The sequence below is a fragment of the Bacillus sp. EKM501B genome, assembly GCF_011800505.1.
Lineage (GTDB): Bacteria > Bacillota > Bacilli > Bacillales > Bacillaceae_G > Bacillus_A > Bacillus_A cereus.
In genome coordinates, this window is sequence record NZ_JAALFZ010000018.1 from 9,064 (window position 1) to 30,556 (window position 21,493).

Sequence of the window (21,493 nt, forward strand, 5' to 3'; positions counted from 1 at the left end):
TAGGTTTCTATGTCTCTATCAAGTAAATTTTCCATTATCCTCTTAAAAATTAATACTCTTGATATATTCATTATTGCCTACACTTTATTTGCAGTTATTGGTCTCCCCTTTTCATTCATAGCGTTGCATCTTTTGCACTCTCTACTTTTCAGTTAATGAAAGGGATGTTTCTTTTATCCCTTCAAATTCATTTAATAGGTACTTAGCTATCTTTTCAACTGCGGGGAAGTCTACTATTTCCTCATGTGATCCAGGGACTGAATACCTATTTACTCTTCCTTTTAATAAAGGTCCCCAATCTGTAAACAACTCTTTTCCTTCCTCAGCACTAAAGTAGATAACTTCTCCAAAGTATGGTATCAAATCATCCTCTGCCATTAAGTTCAGGCATTTCCTATGAGCATTGATAACTTGCTTCAAATTCATAAGATTTGCATCAGGCGGGAGTACTCCTTCCATAATTAATCGCTCCACAAGCATATCTTGCTTATGAACGAGCCCTTCTTCCTGCTCAGTAAGATCTCTAGGAATGAAATGTTCAGATATATATGAGAGCATATCCTCCCTTGTTTTACGATCTTGCTCTGAAGGTACTTTAGTATCCATTAGTATCAACAACTCAACTTCCTCACCTTGATTCTTTAGCACAGTTGCGATTTCATAAGCAATTGCACCGCCTAAAGACCATCCTCCAAGACGATATGGGCCTTCTGGCTGAACACGTTTGATTTCTTCAATGTAAAGTTGAATTAGTTCCGGCAAGGTCAATTCATCAATTTCTTCCTTTTCTATAAGAGGATTCTGTAAACCATAAAATGAACAATGGTTCTTAAGTAATCTTGCTAGTTGAATATAACAGAATACATTCCCCATAAACGGATGAACACAGAAGAAAGGGCTTTTTTCTGATTCTTGTAGTGGAACTAGCGCTGCTACTGATTTCGTCATATCATGCTTATCACGAATAAGGCATGCGATTCCTTCCAATGTTGGATTCTTAATCAATGTTGAAACCTTAATCTCTTTTCCAAACTTCTCCCTAATTTTTGAAACTAATTTAATTACAAGGAGAGAGTGTCCTCCTCTATTAAAGAAATCATCATTTACATAGACATCTTCTATCTGTAACACATCCTGCCAGATTTTAATCAACTGATATTCAATTTCATCCCTTGGAATGATTGGTGTAGAGAAGTTATTTTCTCTATGAATAGTTAAATTGTTCAATGCCTTTCGATCAACTTTGCCATTCGTTGTAAGAGGAATCTCGTCTACCTTAATAAAGTGTGCGGGAACCATATAATTTGGTACTTGTGTCTTGAGATACTCACGCCACTCATGCATACTACCATCTCCAACTACATAAGCAACCAATCTCTGCTCTCCTAATTTATCCTCTGTTGCCAAAACTACTGCTTCTTTTACCAATGGATGCCTCTCTATACTCGCTTCAATCTCTTCAAGTTCAATACGAAAGCCCCTAATTTTCACTTGATTATCAATTCTTCTCAAGTAATCTAAATTACCATCAGGTAAATAACGAACCAAATCTCCCGTACGATATAAACGCTCTTCTTCATTAAATGGATGACAGATGAATCGCTCTGCTGTTAATTCTGGGCGATTCAAGTATTCTCTCGCTATACCTGCACCCCCAATATATAGCTCACCTGTTACACCAACTGGAACAGGTAACAAATTTTTATCCAATACATAAGTTTGAACGTTTGGCAACGGACGTCCAATTGTTACTCTCTTACTATCTTTTTTGATATGATAGCATGTTGCATCAACCGTACATTCTGTAGGACCGTATACGTTATAAAAATCAATCTTTTCAGTCTCTACTAGCTGTTCCCATAATGACGGCATGATTGCTTCACCACCGACCAATATCTTGCTTGGTACATGAACATCAGCACTTATTTCTAGCAATCCTCCATCTATTAGTAATTCAAGTAATGAAGGTGTCATATCAAACATTTCCAATTTATTCTCCCTAATATAGGACACAAATTGTTCTGGATTAGTGCGAACTTCACTTGGAATAATATATAAACTTGAACCATAAAGCAGCATTTGTAATTGCTGAATAGATACATCAAAGGCAATTGATGCATTCAAACCAACGCGCATATTACTAGGTATCTCATGTGAGAAAACTTCTTTTTGTAAACCATATGATAGGTTTATTACAGAATGGTGCTGTACTAAAGCTCCCTTTGGATTCCCTGTCGAACCAGAAGTGTAGATAACATACGCTAAGTTTTCCCCTGTTACCTCACATATTGGTGAAAGTTTGCTTTCTTGAGAAAGCATTGCTTGGTCCCTATCTAGGCAAACTGTCTTAATGTCTTTAGGAATCCAGCCTAGTAATACTTCATTTGTAACTAACACTTTAATTCCTGTGTCTTCTAAAATATATTGTAGGCGGCTTTCCGGATTCGATGGATCTAATGGAACATAGGCTGCTCCGGCCTTCCAAATTCCCATGAGACCAACAACCATCTCAACTGAACGCTCAAAGCAAAGGCCAACTAATGACTCTGTCCCAATTCCACATTTCTGTAAATGATGGGCTAATTGGTTAGCTCTTTCATTCAGCTCTCGATATGTTAGTTGCTGTTTTTCATCTACCACTGCCAACGCGTCAGGCGTACGATTTACTTGCTCTTCGAATAGTTGATGGATTGCATTCTCACGTGGATAGGATATAGTATTATTATTCCATTCTTCCAATAGCTTTCTTTGTTCAGCTTCCGTAATATATACTAGCTCCGATAGATTTTGATCAATGTTTTTGAGCATTTGCATTAACACTTTGTGTAAATGACCCAGCATTCGTTCAATGGTTACTCTATTAAACTTACTACGGTCATACATTAACTTTAACGATAACTGGATTCCTGGAACTACAGCTAACCCTAATGGGTAGTGGGTTTGTTCTACCCCTTCCAATTCACCAATTTCCAGATTTTCTGAAGACTCCTCTTTCACTGGATAATTTTCAAACACATATAAACTATTGAACAGCGGTATTCCTCTAGGAACTTCACTCCACCCCTGAATCTCTGTCAAAGAAGCATACTCATATTGTCTTCTTTCTATCTCTTCCTCTTGTATCTTCTGCAACCAATCTATTAATTTTATATCATCCATCAATTGAATTCGCGTCGGTGACGTTGTAATGAAAGGACCTACGATGTTTTCAACATCAATAATCTCCGTAGAACGCCCTGAGCTTGTTACACCAAAAACAATGTCATTTTCTCCACTATATCGGCTCATGAGATATGCCCATGCACCTTGAATTACTGTACTCAAAGTAAGTTTATTGCGTTTCGCCCATCCTTGTAACGCTTGAGTCTGCTCTTCTGATAAATACGTAACCTTCTCTGTGTAACCTTTTTCTTCCTCTTTACTTTCTAAGCCCAGCAAAGTTGGCGCAGTAAAACCTTTTAGCTTCTCTCTCCAGAATTGTTCCGCCTGCTCCTTATCTTGCTCTCTTAACCATTGGATATATTTCTTATATGGTGAGGACTTAGGTAACTTCACAGCTTCTCCATTCATTCTCTTCTGATAGACTGTAAGTAATTCATTAAATACTAATGGTAAACTCCATCCATCCAGTAAAATATGGTGATGGGTCCAAACAATCCGATATTCTTCCTCACCTTCTTGAATGACTGTTACCCGCATCAATGGTGCTTCATCAAATTGGAAGGCTTGTTTTCGATCTAATGCCAAAAAGACTTTTCTTTTTTCCTCTATCTCTTCACTTGTCATTGTACGCCAGTCTTCTTTATTCACTTTAAATGGGATATTTTCATACACCACTTGTACAGGTTCTTCAATTTCGTCCCATACAAATGCTGTACGAAAAATTTCATGCCGCTGAATTACAGATTTCCACGCCTGCTCAAATGTAGGAATATTCATTTTTCCTCGAATCATAAAACTCAATTGCACTATATACGGTGCAACATGTTCATCCCCTTGGTCATGCAATGTGTGGAAAATCATACCTTCTTGCAAAGGTGATAGTGGATATAAATCAGTAATCTGATTGTTCTTTCCGCGATGCATTTTGTTTAGTACATTTGTCAAACCTTCTTGGCTAAGATTAGCCATTGCAAAATCCGAAATGGTCAGTGCAGATTCTCTATCTGAAAATTGAATCAATGTACTCAGTTGATATAGCATATTCTGTGCAATACTTTGAATCGTTGATTTGGCAAATTGTCCAACATTGTATACCCAAGTGAATTGAAGTTTTCCATCCGTTACAACCCCAATTACATCAATTACATGCGATCGCTTGGAACCGGCAGCATGATCTAAACGCTTAAATTCGTTCTCCGGAATAAACATTGCATCGCTAGAAAACATTTGGTCAAATTGTCCAAGATAGTTAAAACTAATAGACGGTGTATATTGGGAGCTTAATTGCTCACACATTGTTGCGTTCATGTAACGCAACACCCCATAATCAACACCCTTATTAGGAATTTTGCGAACTTGTTCTTTAACTGCTTTTAATGCTTCAATTGGCGTATTAGCACTAGTAATATTTAAATGAACTGGGTAAATACTTGTAAACCATCCCACAGTTCTCGATAAATCAACATCTTCAATAATCTCTTCTCGACCATGTCCCTCTAAATCTACGCTCAATATCGGCTGCCCCGTACATGCTGCCGTAGCTTGTACTAATGCTGCTAATAATACTTCATTGATTTGGACACGGTGAGTGCTTAAAGTCTCTTGCAATAACATACGGGTCTCATTCTCATTTAACACCACAGTAATTTCCTCAGTTACTGCGCTTACTGGATTACTTATAGTACCATCTACCGGCAATTTAACTACGTCTTGTTCAGCCTGCTCCTCCCAGTAATGTAGCACTTCTTTTGATAGGCCAGTTTCAGCGTAATGATGTAATTTCTCCGACCATTCTTTAAAAGATGTACTCTTCATAGGTAATTGAATTTTCTGCCCTTGGACTACTTGCGTATATGCTGTTTGCAAATCTTCCAATAAAATTCGCCAAGAAACACCATCCACGGCTAAATGATGAATTGTCCAAAATAATCGGCCAGCGTGCTCACCTTCATCAAAATACACCATTCTCATTAGCGGACCATCATGTAAATTCAAACTTTCTTGTGCAATATTAATCTCTTTTTGAATAACCTGATGCCAATCAGCTTCCGGCACTTCGTCTAATGAAATGACAGTAAGCATCAATTGTTCTTCTATTCCTTCATTCCACTGTTTCCAAACCCCATTAGGTAAACGTTCATATCTTAAACGCAGAGCATCATGATGAAGTAGAAGGTTACCTGCCGCCTTTTCCAGTGATCCTATGTCCAATTTCTCTTTCGTTCTAAAGAACATGGATTGATTCCAATGATGTGGGTTAGGATGATTTTGTGCAAAAAACCTTTGCTGAATAGGTGTAAGTATCGTCTCTCCAGTTATAATTCCCTGTTCAGCTTGTACACCTTGTTCTTCTTTGACTACTTGCGCCAACTCAGCAATTGTTTGGTGTTCAAATATTTGTTTTGGTGTCAATTGTAAACCAACTTGCTTCGCGCGCGAGACAATCTGAATGCTAAGAATTGAATCTCCACCAATTTCAAAGAAGTTATCATTCATACCAATACGTTTTGAACCTAGCACACGTTCCCAAATGATAGAAAGCTTATGTTCACGTTCATTTCTTGGGGCCACGTATCCTTCTTGTGTTCCTTGATAATCTGGTATAGGTAACGATTTCCGATCAATCTTTCCATTTATGGTTAGCGGTAATTCTTTCATTTCGACAAAGTAGGAAGGTATCATATGGATTGGCAGTTTTGTTTTAAGATACTCTCGCCATTCTTCTAAACTGCCTTCGCCCACTACATAAGCTACCAGCCTCTTATCTCCCGACTGATTTTCCCTAACCATTACAACTGCCTCTTTTACTAAGTCATGCTCTTGTAAAGTCGACTCAATCTCTCCAAGTTCAATTCGAAATCCTCTAATCTTCACTTGATTATCCATTCTTCCTAAGTAGTCTATATTACCATCAGGAAGATATCTCACTAGATCACCTGTTCTATATAACCTCTCGCCTTCTTTGAATGGATGAGAAATAAATCGTTCGGATGTTAACTCTGGACGATTCAAGTACCCCCTTGCTAGACCTGCTCCTCCGATATAAAGTTCCCCCATTACACCAACTGGAACTGGCAACCTATTTCTATCTAATACATAAGTTTGGATGTTAGGCAATGGACGTCCAATTGTTACTCTCTTACTACCTTTCTTGATATGATAGCATGTTGCATCAACCGTACATTCTGTAGGACCATATACATTATAAAACTGGATTTTATCAGTCTCTACTAGCTGTTCCCATAATGACGGCATAATTGCTTCACCACCAACCAGTACCTTACTTGGAACATGAACGCCATCGCACGTTTCTAACAATCCGACATCTATAATTAATTGAAGCAATGAAGGTGTTATATCAAAGATTTCTAACTTGTTCTCCCTAATATAAGCTACAAACTGCTCCGGATCACTTCGTACTTCGCTTGGAATAATATACAAACTTGAACCATAAAGCAGCATTTGTAATTGCTGGATAGATGCATCAAAGGCAATTGACGCATTTAAACCGACATGCATGTTAGATGGTATCTCATGTTCGAAAACCTCTTTTTGTAAACCATACGACAAGTTTAGTACAGAATGATGCTGTATCGAGACACCCTTTGGATTCCCCGTTGATCCTGAAGTATAGATAACATACGCTAAGTCTTCTCCTGTTACTTCACATTTTGGTGAAAGAATGCTTTCTTGTGAAATCATTATTTGATCCCTGTCTAGACAAACTATCTTGATTTCTTTAGGTATCCAATCTTCCAATGACTCGTTCGTAACTAATACTTGAATTCCAGTGTCCTCCAAAATATATCGTAGGCGACTTTCTGGATATGATGGATCCAATGGAACATAGGCTGCTCCAGCCTTCCAGATCCCCATAATACTAACAATCATCTCAACTGAACGCTCAAAGCAAATTCCAACTAATGATTCAGTCCCAATCCCACATTGCTGAAGATAGTGGGCCAATTGATTAGCTTTTTCATTCAGCTCTCGATATGTTAACTGCTGTTTTTCATCTACCACTGCTACCGCATCAGGTGTACGATTTACTCGCTCTTCAAACAGCTGATGAATCGTACTTTCCTGTGGATATGCTACAGTATTATTATTCCACTCCTCCAACTGTTTTTGCTGTAATCCTGATAATATAGGCAACTTAGCTAATGATTTATCAGGATTCTCCACGATTACATTCAACCAGTTCCCAAAATGTTCAGCCATGGATTCAATAGTTAAGCTGTCAAATAAATCAGTTCTATAAACAAAAGTAAGTAATAAACCCTCTTCCACTTCTGCAGCAGTTAAACTTAAATCAAACTTAGCGATCGGAGCATTACTTTCCATTACTTCTATATTTCTTCCATGTAGTTCTGGTAGCTTCTGTCCCGTATTTTGCAAAGTAAACATGGTTTGAAAAATCGGAGAATGGCTTGTATTTCGTTCAGGTTGGATAACCTCTACAATTTTCTCAAACGGAACATCTTGATACTCATACGCCTTCAATGCTTTTATCCGTACTTGAGATAACAACTCTTGAAATGCCGGTGCATTACTTAAATCAGCTCGATAAACCAAAGTGTTGACAAAGAAACCAATTAGCCCCTCAATTTCTCGATAATTTCGATTTGCAATTGGGCTACCAACAATAATATCCGTTTGTCCCGTATAACGAGCAAGGAAACTTTGATACGATGCCAATAAGGTCATGAAAAGTGTGGCCCCTTCTTGACGACTTAGTTCGTTTAATTTATCCAGTAATGAGCGTGACAACAAAACATTATGAGTTAATCCATGATGGGTTTGCACTGGCGGACGCGGACGATCCATTGGCAACATTAAGACTGGTAACTCACCAGATAATTCTTCCTTCCAATATGCAAGCTGTTGATATAGTACTTCATCTTTCAACCAGTCTCTTTGCCACTGAGCAAAATCGGCATATTGAACTGGTAGTGGTTGCAGCTCTGCTTGTTTTTCACCAATCGCATTCTCATAAAATGCCATCCATTCTTGAAGCAAGATTTCCATCGACCACCCATCCGAGATAATATGATGCATATTACACAGAAGAACCCATTCTTCTTCTGAAATTCTTATGAGTTTCCCACGGAATAATGGCCCTTGTTCTAAATCAAATGGAGATTCGACTTCAGTTTGAATCCATTGCTCCAACTTTCTTTCTCGCTCCTCTAATGAAAGCTTAGTTAAGTCCATTTGCAGAAGCGGACGGAAAACGTACGGTTGAATCTGCTGCACAGGATGGCCATCCTCTTCATAAAATACAGTCCGCAAAGATTCATGACGCTCTATCAACTGATTCCATCCCAACTCCAATGCCTCAGGTAACCAATTCCCTGTAAGACGGCATACCATTGGCATATTATAAAGTGCACTATTAGGTGCAAATTGATCAATAAACCATAAGCGCTGTTGGGCATAAGATAGTGGAATATTATTTCCACGTTCCATCGGCACCAATGGTGGAATTTCTCGTTTTTCATTCCCCTTACGTAACTGATCCATTCGTTTCGCTAATGCCTCGATCGTTGAATATTCGAACAGTTCACGTACTGGCAATTTGATTTGAAAGACTTCCTGTAAGCGTGAGACCACTTGTGTAGCAAGTAGAGAGTGACCACCAAGCTCAAAGAAAGAATCCTGAACACCAATGTCTCCTATTCCTAGCACTTGACTCCACACTGAAGCGATAAGTTCTTCCAGCGGAGTTCTTGGGTATACAGTATTTTCAGCGGATTGTTCACTAAGTATAGGCAATGCCTTCAAATGAAGTTTTCCATTCGGTGTAAGTGGTAAAAATTCCATCTCAATAAAGTTTGTTGGAACCATGTAATTTGGTAAATGTGTTTGTAGATGTTCTCGCCATTCATGGACACTTCCTTCACCAACTACATAAGCTACTAATCTCTTATCACCTTGATTATCCTCTCGTACCAATACAACTGCTTCTTTCACAGAAGAATGTGCCTGCAAAACAGCTTCTATTTCTCCCAATTCAATCCGGAAACCACGAATTTTTACTTGGTCATCTATACGTCCATGGAACTGGAGATTACCATCAGAAAGATAACTTGCTTTGTCTCCTGTATAATAGAGACGTTCTCCTGACTTGAAAGGATGTGGAATAAATTTTTCCTTTGTAAGATCCGGACGATTAGCATATCCACGTGCAAGACTCTTCCCTCCAATATAGAGATCTCCAATTACGCCAATTGGTACTAGCTGAAGATGAGAATCTAACACATAAACTTCTGTATTTGCAATCGGTCGACCAATCGATGGCGTACCTGTTGTCACTCCTACAGGTACATAACAATCTGTGGTAACAACGGTATTTTCCGATGGACCATACTGATTAATTACCGCAAAAGGAATATCGTTAGATGGGTACTGCGTTAATTGATCCCCACCAGTAATGATAAAACGAAGATCCGTTTTATCTGGCCAAGATAATTTCAAGAGCCTTTCCAGAATAGGCGTAGGTGCAAAGCTAGCTGTTATTCGTGAATCAATGAGCCAGTCCCTTAGTGCTTCTGGATTAATTCTCAGTTCCTCTGTTGACAAGTAGAGTGCTGCGCCAGCAGTTAGATACGGCCAGATCTCCTGGACAGCCGAATCAAAAGCAACCCCTGCAATCTGAGTCGCACGATCCTCTGCTGAAATATGATAAACTTCCTGATGCCAAGAAACCATATTCATTAATGAGCGATATTCAACCATTACACCCTTCGGTTTTCCTGTAGAACCAGAGGTATAAACAATATAGGCTAAGTTCTCTGGATTTATTTGACGTGTAGGTGCGATTACGCTTTCCACCGTTAATTCTTCTAACCTCACCATTTCGACGTGTGCGAAATGTCCGTCTTGTCCTTCCGCCGTCACTACAAATTGAATTCCTGCATCTTCAATCATGTATTCTAACCTTGATTTTGGATACAACGGATCTAAAACGACATAAGCTCCACCAGCTTTTAAAATGCCTAGTAAACTTACCATCAGCTCAGCTGATCTCGGAAGATAAACCCCTACCACTGACTCTGGGGCTACTCCCTTTCGCTGTAAAACATTTGCCAACTGATTTGCTTGTGTATCCAATTCACCATAAGTCCACTGTTTTGTTTGATCAACTATCGCAATCGCATCAGGACGCCTTGCTACTTGCTCCTCAAATTTGTCGCAAATAAGACCCTGATGAGACATTTCCATTACAGTGTCATTCCATGTTTCTAATAACAAAGTACGCTCGGTTTCTGATAGCATGCTCAGGTCATGCAACGGATTTTGTGGGCGATGAGAAACTTCATGTAGCCATTTCTCAAAGTGTCCTGCCATCCGTTCAATAGTAGTAGCATTGAATAAATCCTTATTGTACTCAAAAGTAAAAAGTAATCCCTCTTCCGTCTCAACTGCCATTACACTTAAATCAAACTTTGCAATTGGACTATGGCTTTCTATCATTTCAATACTTCTACTAGATAACACCGGTAACTCTTGTTTCATATTTTGCAAGATGAACATAGTCTGGAAAATTGGCGAATGACTTGTACTTCGCTCCGGTTGCACAACTTCTACAATTTTTTCAAATGGAATATCTTGATATTCATACGCCTTCAATGCCTTTTGACGAACCTGATACAGTACATCTTGAAATGTCGGTCTACCACTCAAATTAGCTCGATAAACCAGCGTGTTAACGAAGAAACCAATTAGTCCTTCAATTTCTCTATAATTCCGATTCGCAATTGGGCTTCCGACCAGAATATCTTCTTGTCCCGTATAACGAGATAGAAAGCTTTGATATGCAGCTAAAAGCGTCATGAAGAGCGTAGCCCCTTCTTTTCGACTAAGTTCATTCAATTTATCATGTAGCGTGCTTGGCAGAACCATAGTGTATGTCGACCCGTGATGAGTTTGTATTGCGGGACGCGGGCGATCCACAGGAAGTTGGAGTACAGGAAGCTCCCCAGACAATTCTTCCCTCCAATATTGGAGTTGTTGATCAAGCACCTCCTCCTTTAACCATCCTTTTTGCCACTGAGCAAAGTCGGCATATTGAACCGGTAATGGTTCAAGTTCCGCTACCTTTCCATCCGTTGCTTTCTCATAAAATGCCATCCATTCTTCAAGTAGGATTCCCATTGACCATCCATCTGAAATGATATGATGTAGAGTACAAAGGAGTATCCATTCTTCCTCTCCCACGTGCAAAATACTTGTCCTGATTAATGGACCCTCTGTTAAATCAAATGGTACTTCTGTTTCTTGTTGAATTAAACGTTTAACTTCTTCTTCTTGATCTTCAGAAGAAAGCATAGTTAAATCCGTTTTCGGAATTGATTGAAAAGCATACGGTTCAATTTGCTGTACGGGTTGACCATTCACCTCTTGAAAGACCGTCCGCAGTGATTCATGACGTTCTATTAGTTGATTCCATCCCGTTTCCAATGCTTCAAGTAGCCAATTCCCTGTAAGACGGCATACCATTGGCATATTGTAAAGGGCACTATTAGGTGTAAATTGATCAATAAACCATAAACGTTGTTGGGCATAAGATAGTGGAATAGCTTCTCCTCGTTTCATTGGTATTAGTGGCGGAATCTCTCGTTTTTTATCTCCTTTACGTAACTGTTCTAATCGCTTTGCCAGTGACTCCACCGTTGTATATTCAAATAGTTCACGTACTGGTAATTCGATTTGAAAAATTCTCTGTAAACGTGACACTACTTGAGTAGCTAGTAGTGAATGACCACCGATTTCAAAAAAGGAATCCTGAACACTAATATTTTTTATTCCTAACACTTGGCTCCAAACGGAAACGATGAGCTCCTCCACTGGTGTTCGTGATGAAGTAATATCTTCACTTATGAACTGTTCTTCTAATTCCAATAATGCTTTCCGATTCACTTTACCATTTGGAGTGAGTGGCATACCTTCAATTTGGAAAAAGTATGCCGGAACCATATAATGTGGTAATTGCTTCTTGAGATATTCACGCCATTCTCCAGCATCCCCTTCACCCACTACATAAGCTACTAACTGCTTATCTCCTGGTCGTTCTTCCTTCACCAACACGACTGCCTCTTTTACAGATGAGTGATCATGTAAAGCTGCTTCAATTTCTCCCAATTCAATTCGGAATCCTCTAATTTTAACTTGGTTATCTATTCTTCCAATATATTCTAAGTTACGATCATTCATATATCTCACCAAGTCACCCGTTCGATATAATCGTTCCCCGTCCTTAAAAGGATGCGGAATAAAACGTTCAGTAGTTAAATCCGGTCGATTGAAGTAGCCACGTGCCAATCCTACTCCTCCAAGGTAAAGTTCCCCTGCCACACCAATCGGGACCACTTGTTGATATTGATCTAACACATACAACTCTGTATTATCAATTGGACGACCAATCGGAATAATCATTGCTTCTTTTTCTAAATCACAATCGTAATAAGTCACATCCACAGTCGCTTCAGTAGGACCATACAAGTTAATTAACTTTGTTTGCTGAACATTGTAAAAGATCCCCTTAAACCGGCGAACATGCTCAGTGTTTAACGCTTCTCCACTAGTAAAAACTTGAATTAAAGACGATACATCCCTTTTCGAATTATATAGTTCCATATAATCTAAGAAAGTAGATAACATCGACGGAACAAAGTGTATGGTGGACACGCGATATCGTTCAATATACTCCTCAATCACCGCAGGATCTTTCTCTCCTCCTGGTGGAAGTAAACAAACACGTGCTCCTACAAATGACCACCAAAATAATTCCCATACAGAAACATCAAATGAAAACGGTGTCTTTTGTAGGATTGTATCCTCCTCGGACAATGGGTATTTTTTCTGCATCCACTGTAGGCGGTTGATAACGGAATGATGTTCAATCATTACCCCCTTTGGATTTCCCGTCGAACCCGAAGTGTATATAATATAGGCCAAGTTATTTGCTGTTACTCCACTTACCGGAGCTAAATTACTCTCTTTAGAAATCATCACTTGATCCCGGTCTAAACAAATTGCTTGAATATCTTTAGGTAACCAGTCCTGTAGTGCCTCTTTTGTTAACAGCACTTGAATTTGTGAATTCTCCAAAATATATCTCAGGCGGTTTTCAGGATAACTTGGGTCCAGTGGGACATAAGCCCCACCTGCCTTCAAAATCCCAAAGAGACCGATAATCATATCAGGAGAACGTTCAATACATATACCAACCAATGATTCAGGTCCGATACCTCGTTTTTGTAGAAAATGTGCCAATTGATTCGATTTTTCATTTAGTTCTTGATACGTTAGCTTTCCACCCTCATAAACTACCGCCACTGCGTCAGGTGTCCGTGCAACTTGCTGCTCAAATAGCTCATGAATCATACAATCATGACCATAAACTACGTCCGTATCATTCCATTCTTCTAGGAGTTGTTTTTGCTCAGTATCCGATAACATTGACAGCTTTGTATATGATTCATCTGGATGATACGTGATTTCATTTAGCCAGTTCTCAAAATGTCCTGCCATACGTGCAATGGTACTACTATCAAATAAATCCGTGTTGTATTCAAATGAGACGAATAGACCTTCTTCCACTTCATAGGCAGTTAAGCTCAAATCAAATTTAGCAATAGACATATTACTTTCTACCATTTCAATACTTCTATCAGGCAAATCTAGTCGTTCTTGTTTTATATTCTGTAGCGTAAACATGGTCTGAAATATAGGAGAATGACTCATGCTTCGTTCAGGTTGCACAGCTTCTACCACTTTTTCAAATGGTATATCTTGATATTCGTAAGCTTTTAACGCCTTTTTCTTTGTTTGGTTCAAAATCTCCCGAAAAGTAGGGGTGCCACTCAAATCTGATCGATAAACCAACGTATTAACAAAGAAACCAATTAATCCTTCTACTCCCTTATGGTTCCGATTTGCAATCGGGCTACCAACTAGAATATCTTTTTGTCCCGTATAACGAGCAAGAAAGCTCTGGTATGCGGCCATTAAAGTCATAAATAAAGTAGATCCTTCTTGTCGACTTATATCCTTCAATTGACTGAGCAATTTATAAGGAAAAATCACATGATGCGCAGCCCCAGAGTAAGTCTGCTTAACCGGTCGAGGTCGATCCACTGGCAGTTGTAAGATAGGAAGCTCACCAGACAATTCTTCCTGCCAATACGTAAGCTGACGATTTAGCACATCACCTTGCAACCACCCCTTTTGCCACTTCGCAAAGTCTGCATATTGAATAGATAATGAACTTAATTTAGCAGGATTTCCGCCCGTTTCTTCTTCATAGAAAGCAAGGAATTCATTCATGAATATACCAATGGACCAAGCATCAGAAATAATATGATGCATCGTACACAGTAATAACCATTCATCCTTCTCTAATTGAACAAGCTGATTACGAATTAAAGGACCATTCATTAAATCAAATGGTTCTTGCGCTTCTCTCGCAATTAAACTATCTACCTCTTTTTCTTTTACTTCTAGAGGAAGTTGAGAGTAATCCCTTACAGGTAATGCTCTAGGAAGGAATTCGACAATTTGTTGCACAGGCTGTTCTCCTATTTCTTTAAAAACAGTTCGTAATGATTCATGACGTTCAATGAGTCGATTGAATCCCTTCTCTAATGCTTCAGGTATCCAATTTCCTTTTAGATGCCATACGGTTGGAATATTATATAAAGAACTGTTTGGGTTAAATCTGTCCATAAACCACAAACGTTGTTGTGCATAAGACAACGGGAGTGCTTCTTTATTCTCCTTTTTTTGCATTTGCTTCTGAAGCCATGCTCTCTTCTCAGGAGAAAGTGAACTCAGCTTTGCAAGTAAATCACTTCTCATTTTTTTACCCCTTCCTCAATCAAATTACTCTCAAATATCCCTTGTGCTTCTTCCTCTGATAACTCTTCTAATTGCTTAAGCAGTTCCAGTAATTCTTCATCATTACTCACTTCTGCTTCTTTTTGAATATAATCTTGAAGGCTTATATTCTCCTTACTATCATTCTGCATTTCTTGATTTTTGTTATCGAGCAATTGATCAATCTGTTCTGCCAATTGCTGCACCGTATGAAACATAAATAAATCATGCAATGGTATCTCGATTCCAAAAGCCTCTTTAAGATTGGAAACAGCTTGCGTAGCAAGTAATGAATGTCCACCAATTTCAAAAAACGAATCTTGAATTCCGATGTTTTCCATGCCTAAAACTTCATGCCATATCGAAACAATTGTTTTTTCCGTAGACGTACGAGGAGCAATATAACAACTCGCTATCTCCTGCTTCTCTGGTGCTGGTAAAGCCTTCCTATCAATTTTTCCATTAGGAGTGAGTGGAAATGCATTTAATCCAACAAAATAGGATGGAATCATATAATTTGGTAGTTGGTCCTTGAGATAATCACGCCACTTTTGAGAATCACCGTCTCCTACAACATAGGCAATCAAACGTGGATCGCCAGGATAATCTTCCCGCACCATCACAATAGCTTCGTTAACTAATGTATGCTTTTGTAATACCGCTTCGATTTCTCCTAGTTCAATCCGGAACCCACGAATTTTCACCTGATGATCAATTCGTCCAACATACTCCAAATTTCCATCCGGCAAATACCTTACTAGATCTCCAGTCCGGTATACTCGCTCGTCTTCTTTAAACGGATGCGGTATAAATCGATTTTTCGTTAAGTCAGGGCGTTTTAAATATCCACGTGCTAACCCTGATCCACCAATGTACAACTCACCAACTACACCAATTGGAACCATTTTTTGTTCAGCACTCAATACATATACTTCTGTATTGAAGATTGGTTTACCAATTGGTGGTACCCTATGCATGACACCCTTTTCTAATTCCAGATACGTGGAATACGTAGTATCTTCAGACGGTCCATATAAGTTGAACACCTTCTCAATCGTACTTCTCTCGTATAAATCTTGAACAAGCGGATATGGTAACGGTTCTCCAGCCAAATTCATTACCTTTACTGAAGAAGGAATTGTTTTTGCTCGAACCAGTTCCTTTGCTGCCGATGGCACAGTATTAACCAAAGTCACACCTTTGGTAGACAACTTGTCTAGATGTAGAGCATTTTCAGCGACAATCACCTTACCACCCATCGTTAAGGGAACAAATACTTCAAAAACGGATAAATCAAAAGATAGTGAAGTTGAAGCTAATACTCCCGCTAATTCCTTTCGAGAATACGTATGATGCGCCCAATGAATCATTGTTACTGTATTCCTGTGCTCAATCATTACTCCCTTTGGATTTCCCGTGGAACCTGAAGTATAGATAATATAGGCTAAGTTATCACCCGTCACTTCACTCGTGCATACCGTAGTAACTTCTTGTTCTATTTCTGCTCGATTACGATCAATACAAATGACGTTAACGAATGTAGGTATAACCATTTTTTGTTGTAACTTTTCCTGTGTCACCAGTACCTTTATTTGAGCATCTTCTAAAATGTACTGCAGTCGACTTTCCGGATACGCTGGATCAATTGGGACATATGCTCCTCCCGCCTTCATAATTCCTAAGAGACCGACAATCATCTCGGATGAACGTGTAACGCAAATCCCAACCAATGTTTCGCATGTTACACCATTTTTTTGTAAATAATGTGCCAACTGATTCGAGCGTTCGTCCAACTCTCGATATGTTAGTTCTTCATCTTCGCACACTACTGCAATTGCTTCTGGTGTTTTTTCCACTTGTTCTTCAAACATTGTATGAATCGTACTATCTTCTATATCTATAACGGCTGATTCATTCCATTCCTCTAGTAGTTGCTTATATTCCACTTTCGATAACATATTCAATTCTGATAATAAACATTTTGGATAAGAGGCAATTTGATTTAACCAATGTTCAAAATGATTTACCATACGTTTAATGGTTGTATCATTAAACAAATCAGTATTATATTCAAAGGTTAGTGATAATCCTTCTTCCGTCTCAGAAGCAAATAAACTCAAATCAAATTTGGCAACAGAAACATGGCTTTCCATGAGTTCCATTTGTCTTTCGGATAGCTGAAGAAACTCTTGTTTCGTATTCTGTAAAGTAAACATAGTTTGGAATATTGGTGAATGACTTGTATTCCGTTCAGGTTTTACGGATTCTACCACTTTCTCAAATGGGATGTCCTGATACTCGTATGCTTTTAGTGCTTTTTTTCTTATCTGCGACAATAGTTCTTGGAACGTCGGATTTCCACTGAAATCAGCTCGATAAACTAACGTATTTGCAAAGAATCCTATTAATCCCTCAATCTCTTTCACATTTCGATTAGCGATGGGGCTTCCAACTATAATGTCGTCCTGTCCTGTATAACGAGAAAGGAAGCTTTGATACGCTGCCATCAATGTCATAAATAAAGTGCATCCTTCTTGCAAACTTAAATCTTTGAGCTTTTCCTGTAAGGAATTCGCCACTATTAAGGACTGACTTGCACCACGATGGGTTTGAACTGCAGGTCGAGGACGATCCATCGGTAATTGTAAAACCGGTAGTTCCCCAGATAATTCTTCCTTCCAATATTGAAGATGCTGATTCAAACTCTCCTCTTTTTGCCATTCCTTCTGCCACATAACAAAATCTGCATATTGGATAGATAACTCCTTCAATTCCACTGGTTTTCCGGTTAGTGCTCCTTCATAAAAAGCCATCCATTCTTCAAGTAAGATTCCCATTGACCATCCATCTGAAATAATATGATGCATCGTACAAATGAGAACCCATTCTTCCCTGTCCACTTTCAATATTCGTGTTCGAATCAGAGGACCTTGTCCAAAATGAAATGGTTCCTCCGCCTCGTTTTGAATAAGGCGTTTCATTTCTCTTTCCCTATCTTCCAAAGAAAGATCTGTTAGATTCGTTTGAGGAATATGCCTGAACACATGAGATTGAACTTGTTGAAAAGGTTCACCCTCTTGTTCTAGAATTGTCGTCCTTAATGATTCATGACGCTCCAACAATTGATTCCATCCGACCTCCAATGCTTCAATTGACCATTCACCTGTTAAGCGACACGCTGCATGGATATTGTACATAGCACTATTTGGCATTAATTGATCAATAAACCATAGACGTTTCTGCGCATAGGAAAGTGGGATAACTTCTTCTCGTTTCATAGGTACAAGAGGAGCAACCTCTCGTTTTTTATCTTCTTTTCGTAACTGATCCACTCGTTTCGCCAATGCTTCCACTGTATCGTGCTTGAAAAGTTCACGTAATGGAATTTTAATTTGGAACAGTTCTTGCAATCGAGAGACAATTTGAGTAGCAAGTAGTGAGTGCCCACCACGTTCAAAGAAGGAATCCTGAATGCCAATATTTTCTGTTCCTAATACTTGACTCCAAACCGAGGCAATAAGCTCTTCCGATGGCGTCCGAGGTAGCACATTTAAATCTTCAATAGCTTGCTCATCAGGTGCTGGCAAGGCCTTTCGGTCAATTTTCCCATTTGGAGTAAGCGGGAAGTGTTCTAACTCTATAAAGTGCGCTGGAATCATATGATTCGGTAATTGTTTTTGTAAATACTCTCTCCACTCCTCGGTATTTCCATCGCTTATTACATATGCAACCAATCGTTGATCACCTGGACGATCTTCTCTAACTAATACGACAGCCTCTTTAATAAACGAACATTTTTCTAAAGTCGCTTCAATTTCTCCTAATTCAATCCTAAAACCACGCATTTTGACTTGGTGGTCCATTCTACCTATAAATTCTAAATTTCCATCAGTTAAATATCTTACTGAATCTCCTGTTCGATATAGTCGTTCCCCAAATCGATATGGATGCGAAACGAATTTTTCAGCAGTAAGATTCGGACGATTTAAGTATCCACGTGCTAAACCAGCACCACCAATATATAACTCACCCTCAATTCCTATTGATTGCAAGCGTTGATTTTGGTCTAATACATATAATTGCGTGTTCTGTATTGGCTGCCCAATAGAAACAAATTCTTGATTAGGCTGAATATTAAATGCATTCACATAAATAGTGGCTTCAGTTGGTCCATAAAAGTTGGTTAATTTCACTTGTCCACTATAATTCCATTTCTGTTGAAATCGTCTAACCAACCCTGAACTTAGTTCTTCTCCACCAGAAAATACATGGCGTACGGACGAACAATTCATGTTCAATTCAATATGATTGAAGTGGTCTAAGAAAACAGATAACATCGAAGGTACAAATTGAACTATAGTAACCTGATGTTGTTTAATCACTTCAGCTATAATAGAAGGATCTTTTTCTCCACCTGGAGGTAGGAAAGATACACTTGCACCAACGTGAATGCCCCAAAACAATTCCCAAACAGAGACATCAAATGAGAATGGCGTTTTCTGCAAGACCACATCCTTTTCAGAAAGCGGATATTTATGTTGCATCCATTCTAGATAATTAATTACTGAATGATGCTCAATCATTACTCCCTTTGGATTCCCTGTAGATCCTGAAGTATACATAACATACGCTAAATTTTCTCCTGTTACACCACTTATGCATGGGGTTGATTCTTCTTTTTCAATTGCAGTATAATCTTTATTCATACAAATCGTTTCTATTTTTTCAGATACAAACAAATTTTTAGAATTTTCTTCCGTCACTAGTACTTCGATTCCAGCATCCTCTAATATATATCGAAGTCGACTCTCTGGATAAGTAGGGTCAAGTGGAACATACGCTGCTCCTGATTTTAGAATACCTAATAACGCTATCATCATTTGTAATGAACGTTCCATATATACCCCAACTAGAGACTCTGGGCCTACACCATGCTTTTGTAGATAATGAGCTAGCTGATTTGCACGCTTCTCCAACTCTTTATAGGTAATTTGTTCATTTTCGTAACTAGCCGCGATTGCTTCCGGTGTTTTTTTAACTTGCTCCTCAAACATCGTATGAATCATGCCTTCAGCCGAATAATTAAATTGAGTATGATTCCATTCCTCTAGTAACTGTATCTGTTCTTCTTCTGTTAAATGAGTAATTTCAAATAGTTTTGAATCTAGGCTCTTCGTCATCTGAATTAATATTTGCAATAAGTGATTCTGAATCAGATTTATTGTTTCTTCATTAAAATAGCTTCGATCATACATCAACTTTAAAGTAATTTTCTTACCGGGCATTACAATGAGTGTTAAAGGATAATTTGTTTGTTCCGTGCTTGTAACATCTAGTAATCTTAAATCATCATTTCTCTCACCTTGAATTGGATAATTTTCAAACACATACAAGGTATGAAATAAGGAGCTATTTCGCGGAACCTCACTCCAGCCTTGAATATCTATCAACGAATTATACTCATACTGTCTTCGTTCCATTTCTTTCATTTGTATTTTACGAAGCCAATCTACTACTGATGTATTATCCGTTAATCGAATTCTGGTAGGTAATGTGTTAATAAATAGCCCCACCATATTCTCTGCTCCCATTAAATCAGTAGGACGTCCAGCGCTAGTTACGCCAAATACGACGTCACTGTCACCGCTATACCTACTCATCAAATAAGCCCATGCACCTTGTACTAACGTATTCAACGTTAATCGACTATTTCGTACCCACTCTTGTAACTTCTCAGTAAGTTTCTCAGATACTTGATAAACACACTCTCCATAGCCCTTCTCTTGTCCTTGATCCTTTCTTTCCATTGCTAATGGCGTAGGTGCATAGAACCCTTTTAATTCTTCTTTCCAAAATTCCTCTGCTTGACTTTGATCTTGTTTATTTATCCACTGGATATATTTTTTATAAGGAAGAGATTTAGGAAGAGTCAATAATTCTCCCTTTATCATCTTGAGATAAACTTCCATCACTTCACTAAAGACCAATGACACACTCCATCCATCTAGCAAAATATGATGATGTGTCCAAATAATTCTCGTTTCCTCTTTTGCTTCTTTAATCGCAGTGACTCTCATCAATGGTGCTTCATCCAATAAAAATCCTTTTCTACGATCTACATTCAAAAACTGTTGTAATTTCTTCACCCTTTCCTCATGTGGATAGGTGCTCCAATCCTCTTGATGAATAGTAAAAGGAAGACGTTGGTAAACCGCTTGTAGTGGCTTTTCTACTTCCTCCCATACAAATACTGAACGTAAAACCTCATGTCGATTAATAACATATTCCCAAGCCTTTTCAAAAGTATCAACATCCAATTGCCCCCCGAGCAAGAAACCTACTTGTACAATATAGGAAAAAGAATGTTCATCATCTTGATCGTATAAAGTATGAAACAGTATTCCTTTTTGCAAAGGTGATAAACCATATATATCAATAACGTCTCCCATTT

Annotated in this window: 2 protein-coding genes; both read right to left on the reverse strand. The window is 38.6% G+C overall.

Annotated elements, in window-relative coordinates; translation table 11 throughout:
* Positions 1–141: 141 nt before the first annotated feature.
* Positions 142–15,024: a non-ribosomal peptide synthetase gene (locus tag HFD78_RS23690; protein WP_191968118.1), complete on the reverse strand. Its 14,883-nt coding sequence runs from the start codon at positions 15,022–15,024 to the stop codon at positions 142–144.
* A complete protein-coding gene (locus HFD78_RS23695; protein WP_000503040.1) occupies positions 15,021–21,491 on the reverse strand; it encodes a non-ribosomal peptide synthetase in 6,471 nt (2,156 codons plus the stop codon). Before HFD78_RS23695 ends, HFD78_RS23690 begins: the two co-directional genes overlap by 4 nt.
* Positions 21,492–21,493 lie beyond the last annotated feature (2 nt).